An 11,026-nucleotide genomic window follows, 5' to 3' on the forward strand; every position below is an offset into this window, starting at 1 on the left:
AACCTAAAAATAAATGCTAATGACAAGACTGTTAATATTTACAATAATTTGTTCGACATTTTTTACTCAGTTAAAGGCTGATTCTTGGATTGACCCCTCTTGGAAAAGAATGTTGGATAGTTCTGATATGATTGCATTAATTCAATACACCTCAAACGGAGACTTTAGAGCAAGTGCTAAAATTACTAGTATTTACAAAGGGCAGCTTAAAGTAGGAGATGAAATTTGGGTTTCTGGTTTTAGCAATCATTATGGACCAATTGATAAAATGAAAGTAGGAGATCAATATTTAGTTTTTTTAAATCTCTCTGAACTTACTGAACAAAGAATTGAATATTGGAATAATGAATTGTTAAAAAAAACTGAACTTAAAGACTATATAGAATCATTAAAAAACAAAAGAGCATTTTATGTATGTACTCCAACTTCTGGTGACTTAAAAGTGAATAACAACAAAGTTCAATACGATTTAATTCAAACAACATTTTATAGTAAACAGAACTTTTATTCATTGCAAGTATTTGAATTTTTTTTGAAAGCTTACAACGACAGCACAATGAAAAATAATTTATCAAAAGAACTTTTGAATAAAATAAAGAAGGGGAAAGAAAGTGAATCTAGTTCACAAGACTTAATGATGCTATCTCTTTTAAAGTATAATCAGTATGATAATGCATTTGACAAATATGCAAAAGTTAAAGATCCTTCTACTAAGTATGCATTAGCGCAGTTGATGGGAAACATGAATAGCGAAAAATCAAAACAAATTTTATTAGTTTTAATTAAAGATAAACATAGCTTAGTTCAAGGTGAAGCCGTGCGGCAACTTTCAAACGGATTTCCAAATGAAGTGGGAGCTGTTTTATTAAAGCAGCTTAAAGATGCTAATCCATATAACTCCGGACCTAAAAATATTATGGATCCCGTAATGAATCATATTGACGGAGGCAAATCTCAAATTATAAAAACACTTGGCAACATAAATTATAAGCCAGCTATTCCTGAATTGCTCACATTACTTGATACCAAAGACGATAATGAATTTGAACTTATAGTACAAACATTGAGAAAACTAGGAACAAGGACTTATGCAAGCTATATCAATAAACATTTAGACAACTTAGATTATGAAATGGTACTTCAACTATGTTTCATTATTCGTGATGATAGTCTAACAGAATGTATTCCTTCATTAATGAACTTTGTAAAAAAACATAATAGGACTATACTGCCAACACAAGAATGTACAATATCAAAGAATTTCGGTTTAGCACATTTTAAAACAGATTCAGTAAAAGAATTTTTGTCTTCAGATTTTTTAGACTTAATGAAAATGCCCAATACAAATAACGAATCTATTGATACAAAAAAGAAATGGGTAAATGAGTACATTTTAAGTTTCACTGAGTTAGGAATTCATAAACCTAAAGATGTTGTATATGATTATATGTTTGATTATTACGGATTCAATTCATATTTTAAAATGAATCCAAAATATTTTCAACGGAAATATGAAATAGAAGATTCTTTAGCAAAAATTGTCGAGTACGTTTTGAAGCCTTTAGAACCTAATGTTAAAGTTACTGCTGTAGCATTAATAGATAGTAATTTTAAACAAGTAAATTACTCTGTTAAATATAAAATTGATAAACCAGAAGGGTTTGATATGTGGGGGAAAAACAAACTTGATACATTAAATCAAATAATATTCAGTAATACCCAAATTAACAAACAGCATTTAGTGTGGTCAGCAGGTAATTATACAGGTACGGATGGCGCCATAAATTTTGAAAGATTTGGAGATAGTTTTATGAATGATTTTCTTGAATATATTTCGGTTTCTGCTGACAAAACAGACGTGGTGTTTATTGAGAATTTAATAAAGTATAATTATGCTAAGACTACCCATGAAAAGGAAAAATTGGATAAATATTTATTAAAAGCCAAAACCAATATTGGACAATAAAAAGGCTAATTTATAAAGTGTTAATTTTATAGCAATACTTATTTTAATATTATTAGTGCTTGCAATAGTTTTATTCTGGTAATCAATTCACCTTCCCAAGGTGTAATAAAATTCCTTTATAGCCACAAATTCCCCTTCCCAAGCTATATATAAGTTTATAAATGCCTCGGTCACCTGCTTCCCGGTGTATATGTAAGTTTGATTATGCCTGGGAAGCAGCTTCCCGAGCTATATATAAGTTTACCGATGCACTGGTCACTTGCTTCCTATGGTATATGTAAGTTCCTTTGTACCCATAAATTTTCTAAAATGGCAATAAAGAAGGTCCTTTATACCAATAATTTTTCTGAAATGTCTATAAAGGAGTTCCTTTATGCTCATAAATTTTCTTAAATGGCTACATAGGACTTACTACATATCTATGTTTTTTCTTAAAAACAGTTAATACTAAACTTTATAGTGTTTTTATTTGCTAATTTGCAATATAATTAAACTTTATAGTTGCAATTAATCAGATTGTGTTTATTTTTGTTATACAAAATTAGCTTATGAGTACAGAAGCCCAAGTAACATCCTTTTTAAAAGACTTTAAAGAAAAAATGAAGTTTTGGGATGTGGTGTTTCGTGATGAAAGGGGCAAAAATGCACAAGCTTTGATAGATTTGGAGCTTCGCCCCATTGAACGCAAAAATATACTGGAAGCACTGGAAAGTAAAGATTACAGCGAAGGTCCGCTGGAAGAAAAGCTATACGGAGGTGCTGATATGTGGGTGTTTGGTAAAACTGTAAAGGCAAAGGAAGTATATATTAAAATTACAATGGGTATAAAGGGTAGCAGTGTAATTTGTATTTCCTTTCATTTAGCACAACATAACATGAATTATCCTTTAAAATAATACAATATGAAAAGCCCGATAACAGGAAAAGAAATGATTTTGACCAAAGAGAAGCGGTCAATGGATTTTAGAAAGGAAACATTTGAAATTGTTTTTCATTATTACCAATGTGAGGATAGCGGAGAGCAATTTACCACCACGGCATTGGATGAGGTAAACATGAACCAGGTATATAACCAGTACCGCGATAAATTCAATATTCCGTTTCCCGATGAAATTAGCAGCATTAGGGAAAAGTATGGTTTGTCCGCTTCAAAAATGTCGGCTATTTTGGGGTTTGGGGTAAACAGTTACCGCCAGTACGAAGCAGGTGAAATGCCCAGTGTTTCCAATGCAAGGTTAATACAGGTAATAGGTGACCCCACTCAATTTATAAGCATGGTAAAGCTGTGCGATGGATTGGATGAAAACACCAAAGCAAAGTATATTCACAAAGCACAGGCAATTATAGAAGCGCAACAACGAAATAGTTTTGGCTTTAATTTAAAAGAGTATTTACTTGGTAATCATTTGGCCGATGTTTACTCGGGTTACCGAAACCCCAACTTTGAAAAATTTACCGAAATGGTGGTGTATTTTTCGGAAAAAGTGCAGCCTTACAAAACCAAAATGAACAAGCTGTTATTTTATGCCGATTTTTTAATGTTTAAGCAAAGTTGTTTCTCTATAAGTGGAGTGCGATACAATGCCATAGATATGGGACCCGTGCCTCATAATTTCCAAAGCATATTTGAATATTTATGTAACGAGGATGCAATAGACATTGTAAATACGCCATTTCCACAAGGTTATACAGGCGAACAATTTATAGCACGGAAAGACAGACCCTTTAATGCCGCTTTGTTTTCAGAAACGGAGTTAGCCGTTTTAGAAAAAGTAGCAACCGTATTCAAACCCATAAAAACAAATATTATTATTGAACTCAGCCATTTGGAAGAAGGCTGGAAACAAAATGAAAAAAACAAAAGCGTAATCAGTTATGAATATGCCTTTGAGTTAAGCCAAATTTAGAATAACAAGAACCCCCAATAAATATTATAAACATGGATATATTAGAAAAAAAACTTGCCAATATCATTGATGATTTAGATACTATTAAATTGGATGCTAAGGCTTCCGTTGACAATACCATAGTATTAGGTGATCGATTAAATAATATTACTGATGAAATAACTAAATTAAAAAATACACAAGTTGATATTTTTAAAATTCTTGTGAGAATTTCTCATAAATCTGGTGTAAATATTAAAGATATTTTTGATGGTCAAGTCTAGCTAAACTGTACGGCTAAAATTGTAAGTTTATACTTAACAACACACCTAGTAAACTAATGAAAAAAGAAAAATGGATAAATACGCCTTGGGCTATTGGTATTGGTACCGCTATATTTGGCTTATTATTGACTATTGGCTATGATTATTTAAAAGATCGACCAGTACTTACAACAATTTGGGCCATTATAATTTTTATATTAACATACAAATTACCAGTCTTTGCTTTTTTATCAGTTATTGGTTTATACTTTTTTACAAAACTATTAATTAAATTTTTTAGTAAAAAAAACGATCCAATTTGGGATGAGCAAGTGGGTAATTATAAGTTTAAAGAATTATACAAAATTCTATCAAGTCAAAATCTACCTATTAAAACTGTTGGAATGCGTTTTTCAGGATACGAACCACCAGAAGATAATTTATTGAAAATGTTTCATGCATATTCGACCTATTTTAATAAAGGAGTGGACTCAGAGGATGATTTATTTGATGCTGGATACAAATACAATGTTCTTGCTCCCAAACTTTTTGGTTATGGTTTGTTAGATAAAATAGAAACGAAGAATCTAGAACTAGATATTATGGATATAAAATATCAAACATCAGAAGTAGGGTTTAAGTTTTTTGCATTATTAGAAAAATCAATACATTTATCAAAAGACAAGAAAAGAGATAATAAAATAAAGTGGCAAGAGTAAAACTAAAAAGACTTTTTATTATTATTACACTATGCTGCATTATGGCTGGCATAGTTAGCCTAGTGTATTTAGTAAAAAAGCTAGGTTATGCTATGGGTGATAACATAATCCATTACTCAAACGGAATAGAAGCATCAAAACGGGATGGCATGTTTTTAGGTTATTACAAGCCAATACAAGATAGTATAGTGTTAGATAGCTTGGTTTTGAAAACGGAGAATATTTGGTACGAAAAGAACTGGACAACACATCACAACTTTCTTTTCCAAAAAAGTATTAAAGTGAATTCTGGTATTCATATCATTGCCCCCTATTTTTCATTATTATCAAGTGATTTAAAAGTTGATATTTTTATAAAGCAAAATAATCCTGATTGCAGTCCATGTTATTATGACATTGAAAAACATAAAGGCCTTGGTTATGCATACTATATAAATGATATACCTGATACACTGGTATTGTTATTTGGAACAGATAATGGCTTTGGAAGTAAAGACAGTGTAATTTATATAAGAGAATAAAATCACCTAGCGATTTTGTCCATGGTTGGTGTCCTCACCAACCATATCATAGCGGTTGGTCGGGAGGCACATCCCGATAGCTATCGGGAGCGGACAGTAAATAGGAATATGTTTATACCTCCACCGCTTGCTCTACTACTATGGCTTTGTTGTTACCGTCATATTGTATTACAACGGTATGCGGGCCTTTTTCAATAGTTAAGGTATTGTTCCATTCGTCAAAATCAAAGTCAATAGGCAAGGCTATAAAGCGGTATTTGTGGTGGTTTAGTTGCCACTGATTAATAATATTGGTTTTTTCCGCCCGGTCTATCTCTGCTAAAAACTGGCTTTTAGGTTTAACTTTAAAATATAAATAATAATCAATAGCCACCAGTTGCTTCAATACTACATCATCGGCAAAGGCAGTGCTTACATAACTGTTCAGTATGTCGTATATATCGTCAAGCGAGTGCTTGTGAAAGCTTTTTTGGGCTATAAAATGTTTACCCAAGCCCAGTAAAAAGTCGAAAATACCATAGTTAAGGCTGATGTATTTTAAGGTATTAACCGCGCGTTTTTTATTCCAGTATATTTCCAGTGCTTCTTCCAAAATAGTTATCTGGTGCAGCTCATCAGCCGTTAAATAATTGCTTTCTATAATCTGGTAGGGTGGGTTAGGGTCAAATTTGTAACCGTGTTGCTCGTGCTTGTGCCTTACGGGTGTTCCTTTTAAAAACTTTAAGAAGCCCAGTTGCAGCTCTGGTGGAAACAATTTAAATACCTCTTCTATACTATATTTTATATCGTTCCAATAATCCAAAGGCAAACCTACTATTAAGTCCAGGTGCATTTCTACCTTATTATCCAAGGTTTTAATAACGGCACTGGTCTTGTCAAAGTTTTGCTTGCGGCTTACCTGCAAGTTGGCTTGTTGGTTTACGGTTTGTATGCCTATTTCAAAACGGAACAAACCTTCCGGCACATGTTCCTGTATAAATTTAACAATATCCGGGTGTACTATATCGGCCGTAATTTCAAACTGAAACACATTTTCAGGGCTGTGGTGTTCCAGTATAAACTTAAACATATCAATGGTAAAATCCTTTTTCACATTGAAGGTCCTGTCTAAAAACTTAATAACCCTGCCGTGTTTCATCAGGAACAGTAAATTGGCCTTTATATCAGCTATGGGTAAGGAGCGTACCTTATTATCCAAGCTGGCTAAGCAAAACTCACATTTATAAGGGCATCCGCGCGAGGTTTCTACATAACATACTTTGTTGTAAAGCTCCTGGGGTGTATCATTTATATAAGGGTTTATGCCTGCATAGTTTATTAAATCAAACATAGGCGCGCTTGGGTTTTCGCAAACTTTATCGCCTGTTTTATATACCAGGTTAGGTACCTTTTCTACATGCGGGTAGGTATTTAAAAACTCGGTAAAAGGTGTTTCTCCTTCACCGGTAATAATATAATCAACCTCTGCTTTATCTATTACATCCGCATAGTCGTAACTCACCTCAGGGCCTCCCAACATTATTTTTATATTGGGGTTTATTTGTTTTATTAAACGCGCTACCTCCAAAGTAGGGGTTATATTCCATATATAGCAGCTAAAAGCCACCACATCAAAGTCCTTGCAAAAATCAGCTATACCGGTCCTGTCCTCTTTAATGGTAAACTCTTTCCACTCTATACCCTCTTTGTCCTTATTCAATTCATAAAGCAGGCGTATAGCCAGGTTTATATGAATATATTTTGCATTGAGGGTAGTTAAAAGTATGCGCATGTGTGTTGTGTTTATCGTGTTCCAAAAATAGTACTGCCAATTCTAACCATAGTGCTGCCTTGGGCTACGGCTATTTTATAATCGCTGCTCATACCCATAGAAAGTTGGGCAAATGATGGGTGTGTACTTAAATAGTTTTGTTGCAATTGGTTAAAAATGGTTTTTAAATGGGCAAATTCATTGGCTATTTTTACTTCATCATCCGTAAAGGTAGCCATACCCATGAGCCCTGTTATATCAATGTTTTTAAAAGCATTATCACCGTATTGCTTTACTATATTGAGTAATTCTGCTTCCTCCAAACCAAACTTGGTTTCTTCGTCAGCAATGCTTACTTGTAGCAAAACTGCTTGTTTTTTATTCAGTTTAGCTGCTTGTTTATCTATTTCCGTTAATAGGTTTAAGCTATCAACCGAATGAATAAGGCTTACAAACGGAATAATATATTTTACCTTATTGCTTTGCAAATGGCCTATCATATGCCATTCAATATCCTTTGGCATTTGTTCATATTTGCTTACCAGCTCCTGTACCTTGTTTTCGCCAAATATTTTTTGCCCTGCTTGGTAGGCTTCCATAAGGGTTTCAACAGGTTTGGTTTTACTTACTGCAATTAATTTAATATTTTGGTCTAGTTCTTGTTTTATTTTCTCAATATTTGCAGCTATACTCATTATGATAAAATTATTTTACAAATATGCACTAATTGCATTAGTAATTTCAATATCGGCTTGCGCACAAACCGAAACTAAGCCCAGTCCTTTCTTTGACAGGAAACAAATGGGCGATATAATAACCGATGTGCATTTGGCCGAAGCCAAAGTAAATGCCCTTGTTTTAAGTGGCGATACCTTAAATAAAAGCATGTTGGCTCACTACGATTTTATTTATAAAAAACACAATATAACCGAAAAGGCATTTAAAGATAATTATAACTATTATTTAGAAAACCCTGTTTTGTTGGATAGCGTGTATGCGGATGTGCTGGTTAATTGCGCACAAATGCAACTGGCTAAATAGTTGCCTTATAAGGCAGTATTGGTTTGGTAGTTTTGGTGCAAAAAGGTTTTCATTTTATCAAAAGCCCTTGCCCGGTGGCTAATGGTATTTTTTTCGCTTAATTCCATTTGTGCCAGCGTTCTGTTTTGGTCAACAGGCATAAAAACAGGGTCGTACCCAAAGCCATTGCTTCCAATTTTTTCGGTAATAATGTTTCCGTGTAAAGTGCCTTCAAACAAAAACTCCTTACCTTCAATAATAAGGGCTATAATGGTTACAAACCTGGCCGAGCGGTCCGTTTCAGTAGCCAGATTTTTTAGCAATAAATCCATATTGTCAGAGTCGTTTTTTTGTGCGCCTGCGTAACGGGCACTATATACACCGGGTGCACCTTGCAGGGCTGTTACCAATAACCCCGTATCGTCTGCAAAACAGTTTTTTTGTGTATGCTTGTATATGGTTCGGGCTTTAATCAAAGCATTAGCCTCCAAAGTGGCTCCGTCTTCTATTATATCTTGCGTATAAGCTATATCGCTCAGCGATTTTACCGTAAAACCCTCACCCAACAGGGCATTAATTTCCTTTACCTTGTTTTGGTTATGCGATGCAAATATCAGTTCCATTAATGAATCATTTTTTTAATACCCAGGTTCCACAACTGTAATTTTTGTTCCTTGTTGGTTTCATATACCATTAGCTCATCAGCCTTTAATAAATGCGTGCTTCTTATATTGGCTATCTGGTGCAGTTGCATATTCCATTTTTCCTTTTCCATCCACTCATTGCAGCCCCAAACTATCATTTTAAGTGGTTTCAGGTTTACTATCAGGTTACTGATGGAAGCCCCGTCAGGTTGCTCGCTAATATTTACCAATGCCATTTCACTTAACTCCAGTTTTAAACCCGCCTGAATGATATTATTCAGTAAATTCAATTCCGTATCAGTTAATGCTTTATCAACCAATAAAACAAAGCGTTGTTGGTTATTCCCTTCATACTTGTATTGTATTGAATTTTGTTTTTCTTTGACCCCGAAATATTCATCGAATAATAACTCAATAAATGGGTTTTCGACTTTAATAAGTTCATTCATTATTTAAAAAAATTACAGATGACAACAAGCATCAAAATTAACAAAAACACACAAACAAGAATCAATCTTTGTGATTTTAATAATATAGAGTTCGGAAAAATATTCTCCGATCATATGTTTAGGGTTGATTATGAAAATGGTGCGTGGCAAACTGGCGAAATAATTCCTTACGGAGATATTAGTTTTTCACCTGCTTTATCGAGCCTGCATTATGGCCAAGCCATTTTTGAAGGTATGAAAGCTTTTAAAGATGAAAAAGGTAACCCGCAGTTATTCCGCCCCGATGCTAATTTTGAACGTTTTAATTTGTCAGCAGAAAGAATGGGTATGCCTACCATTCCCGAAGAACTTTTTATGGGTGGCTTAAACGAACTGGTAAAATTAGACAGAGATTGGATTCCTACCAAAGAAGGAAGCGCTTTGTACTTACGCCCGTTTATGTTTGCTACCGATGATTTTGTGGGTGTGCGCCCGAGCAATAATTACTCATTTATTATATTCTGTTGCCCCGTTAACAGCTATTACCCAAAACCAATTAAAGTAAAAGTAGAAGAAAAATATACCCGTGCTTTTGATGGCATGGCAGGTTCAGCCAAAGCAGCCGGAAACTACGGTATAAGCATGCGCCCAACCATTGAAGCTAAAAAAGAAGGTTTTGACCAGATTATTTGGACAGACGGACGCGAGCATAAATATGTAGAAGAGTCTGGTACCACCAATTTGTTTTTTGTGTTAAACGATAAAACAGTTATTACTCCCGCTTTAGACGGTAATATATTAAAAGGGGTAACCCGCGATAGTTGTATTAAGCTATTAAAAGCAGAAGGTTATACGGTAGAGGAAAGACATATTAGTATAGACGAAGTAGCTGCTGCTGCCCGTGCAGGTGAGTTAACCGATGCATTTGGAACCGGAACTGCTGCTTTAATTGCTAAAATTGAAACCATAGCTTACAAACAAGAGCGTTTTGAATTACCTGATCCAGCACAAAGAAAAGTATCTAACTGGTTGTACAAAACCTTAGGCGAAATTCAAACTTCGAAAATTGAAGATAAATACAACTGGATAGTTAAATGTAACTAAGTTTATATTTAAACAAGCTATAAACTAAAAAGGCTTCCGTACCAAGTACAGAAGCCTTTTCTAGTTAACCAAACCCAAACCTTATCTTATATATACTTTACTAACTTCTACTTTATTGTTGTTGTTAATTACTACCAAATACAAACCTTTTGGTAAATTGCTGGTATCAATATTTTTAATGTCTTCGTAGCTTTCAATGGTTGTTTTAGTAAATATATTACCATTTATATCTCTAATCTCCACATCGCTGTATGTATTGGTTTTGTTGCAAACCATAATGGCATTGTTATCAATACCCACCGAAACCTCGTTGGCTTTTTTAGTGATGCTTTCCTGGTATTGCTCATTGCTTACATCAAGCGTGTTTTCATATATAACTCCCGGTATATCAGTTCTGCCTGCCGGTAATATGGTAACAAACGCTTTTTTGCAAATGGTATCTACTTTCGGTCCTTTCGATACAATCATTTTTACATCATATATACCAACTCTGTCGTATACGTGTGCAGGGTTAATAGAAAACTCCATTTGTCCATCGCCAAAATCCCATCTAACCCAGTCGTATTTTTCAGGATTTTCAGTTACAAAATAAACGGTGGTTTTACCTTTAGCTACCATATTCCTGTTAGGAGTAAAGTTATGGTTTTGAGCTGAGGCATTTACTAATAAGCCAATCAAAAGTGCTGCGGTAAGGAATAATGTTTTCATAATTGTTGTTTTTAAAA

At 34.0% G+C, this 11,026-nt stretch carries 13 protein-coding genes; 8 read left to right on the plus strand and 5 right to left on the minus strand.

Features of this window, described 5'->3' with window-relative positions; translation table 11 throughout:
- Positions 1-19 precede the first annotated feature (19 nt).
- From V4538_09055 to V4538_09080, 6 genes are all read left to right on the plus strand, one after another.
- A complete protein-coding gene (locus V4538_09055; GenBank protein MES2381177.1) occupies positions 20-1,966 on the plus strand; it encodes a HEAT repeat domain-containing protein in 1,947 nt (648 codons plus the stop codon).
- A 548-nt stretch (positions 1,967-2,514) separates the two neighbouring features.
- Positions 2,515-2,862 (plus strand): toxin, encoded by a 348-nt coding sequence (locus V4538_09060; GenBank protein ID MES2381178.1) that lies wholly within the window; start codon positions 2,515-2,517, stop codon positions 2,860-2,862.
- A 6-nt stretch (positions 2,863-2,868) separates the two neighbouring features.
- Positions 2,869-3,873 (plus strand): type II TA system antitoxin MqsA family protein, encoded by a 1,005-nt coding sequence (locus V4538_09065; protein ID MES2381179.1) that lies wholly within the window; start codon positions 2,869-2,871, stop codon positions 3,871-3,873.
- Positions 3,874-3,905: 32 nt separating this feature from the next.
- Positions 3,906-4,136, plus strand: coding sequence for a hypothetical protein (locus tag V4538_09070; GenBank protein ID MES2381180.1), 231 nt, complete (start codon positions 3,906-3,908; stop codon positions 4,134-4,136).
- A 56-nt stretch (positions 4,137-4,192) separates the two neighbouring features.
- Positions 4,193-4,834, plus strand: a complete 642-nt coding sequence (locus V4538_09075; protein MES2381181.1) for a hypothetical protein — start codon at positions 4,193-4,195, stop codon at positions 4,832-4,834.
- A gap of 41 nt (positions 4,835-4,875) precedes the next feature.
- Complete coding sequence (locus tag V4538_09080) at positions 4,876-5,355, plus strand: hypothetical protein (GenBank protein ID MES2381182.1); 480 nt, start codon at positions 4,876-4,878, stop codon at positions 5,353-5,355.
- Positions 5,356-5,467: 112 nt separating this feature from the next.
- Here the strand turns inward: V4538_09080 and V4538_09085 are convergent, their stop codons facing one another.
- Together V4538_09085 and V4538_09090 are read right to left on the minus strand one after the other, a co-directional pair.
- Positions 5,468-7,126, minus strand: coding sequence for a DUF4080 domain-containing protein (locus V4538_09085; GenBank protein MES2381183.1), 1,659 nt, complete (start codon positions 7,124-7,126; stop codon positions 5,468-5,470).
- A gap of 11 nt (positions 7,127-7,137) precedes the next feature.
- Positions 7,138-7,800 (minus strand): YggS family pyridoxal phosphate-dependent enzyme, encoded by a 663-nt coding sequence (locus V4538_09090; protein ID MES2381184.1) that lies wholly within the window; start codon positions 7,798-7,800, stop codon positions 7,138-7,140.
- Position 7,801: 1 nt separating this feature from the next.
- Between V4538_09090 and V4538_09095 the strand changes: the two genes are divergently transcribed.
- Positions 7,802-8,146, plus strand: a complete 345-nt coding sequence (locus V4538_09095; GenBank protein ID MES2381185.1) for a DUF4296 domain-containing protein — start codon at positions 7,802-7,804, stop codon at positions 8,144-8,146.
- A 5-nt stretch (positions 8,147-8,151) separates the two neighbouring features.
- Here V4538_09095 and rdgB read toward each other — a convergent pair whose 3' ends face one another.
- The gene (rdgB, locus tag V4538_09100; protein ID MES2381186.1) at positions 8,152-8,748 is read right to left on the minus strand and encodes an RdgB/HAM1 family non-canonical purine NTP pyrophosphatase; all 597 of its coding nucleotides are present in this window, start codon (positions 8,746-8,748) and stop codon (positions 8,152-8,154) included.
- On the minus strand, positions 8,748-9,218 hold the full coding sequence (locus tag V4538_09105; GenBank protein ID MES2381187.1) for a hypothetical protein: 471 nt from the start codon (positions 9,216-9,218) through the stop codon (positions 8,748-8,750). The genes rdgB and V4538_09105 overlap by 1 nt, the downstream gene beginning before the upstream one ends.
- An 18-nt stretch (positions 9,219-9,236) precedes the next feature.
- Here V4538_09105 and V4538_09110 point away from each other — a divergent pair, with 18 nt between their 5' ends.
- Entirely contained in the window at positions 9,237-10,301 is a 1,065-nt protein-coding gene (locus tag V4538_09110; GenBank protein MES2381188.1) for a branched-chain amino acid aminotransferase, read from the plus strand.
- Positions 10,302-10,382: 81 nt separating this feature from the next.
- On the opposite strand, the gene V4538_09115 is transcribed toward V4538_09110, so the two are convergent.
- Positions 10,383-11,009 (minus strand): PKD domain-containing protein, encoded by a 627-nt coding sequence (locus V4538_09115; protein ID MES2381189.1) that lies wholly within the window; start codon positions 11,007-11,009, stop codon positions 10,383-10,385.
- Between the last annotated feature and the right edge of the window lie 17 nt (positions 11,010-11,026).

This window comes from Bacteroidota bacterium, assembly GCA_040388375.1.
In the GTDB taxonomy this organism is placed as follows: Bacteria; Bacteroidota; Bacteroidia; order UKL13-3; family UKL13-3; genus JAAFJM01.

Coding starts and splice junctions, on each gene's coding strand:
- V4538_09065 (MES2381179.1), top strand. CDS start 2,869: ATGAAAAGCCCGATAACAGGAAAAGAAATGATTTTGACCAAAGAGAAG.
- V4538_09060 (MES2381178.1), top strand. CDS start 2,515: ATGAGTACAGAAGCCCAAGTAACATCCTTTTTAAAAGACTTTAAAGAA.
- rdgB (MES2381186.1), bottom strand. CDS start 8,748: ATGGAACTGATATTTGCATCGCATAACCAAAACAAGGTAAAGGAAATT.
- V4538_09080 (MES2381182.1), top strand. CDS start 4,876: ATGGCTGGCATAGTTAGCCTAGTGTATTTAGTAAAAAAGCTAGGTTAT.
- V4538_09115 (MES2381189.1), bottom strand. CDS start 11,009: ATGAAAACATTATTCCTTACCGCAGCACTTTTGATTGGCTTATTAGTA.
- V4538_09085 (MES2381183.1), bottom strand. CDS start 7,126: ATGCGCATACTTTTAACTACCCTCAATGCAAAATATATTCATATAAAC.
- V4538_09075 (MES2381181.1), top strand. CDS start 4,193: ATGAAAAAAGAAAAATGGATAAATACGCCTTGGGCTATTGGTATTGGT.
- V4538_09055 (MES2381177.1), top strand. CDS start 20: ATGACAAGACTGTTAATATTTACAATAATTTGTTCGACATTTTTTACT.
- V4538_09105 (MES2381187.1), bottom strand. CDS start 9,218: ATGAATGAACTTATTAAAGTCGAAAACCCATTTATTGAGTTATTATTC.
- V4538_09090 (MES2381184.1), bottom strand. CDS start 7,800: ATGAGTATAGCTGCAAATATTGAGAAAATAAAACAAGAACTAGACCAA.
- V4538_09110 (MES2381188.1), top strand. CDS start 9,237: ATGACAACAAGCATCAAAATTAACAAAAACACACAAACAAGAATCAAT.
- V4538_09070 (MES2381180.1), top strand. CDS start 3,906: ATGGATATATTAGAAAAAAAACTTGCCAATATCATTGATGATTTAGAT.
- V4538_09095 (MES2381185.1), top strand. CDS start 7,802: ATGATAAAATTATTTTACAAATATGCACTAATTGCATTAGTAATTTCA.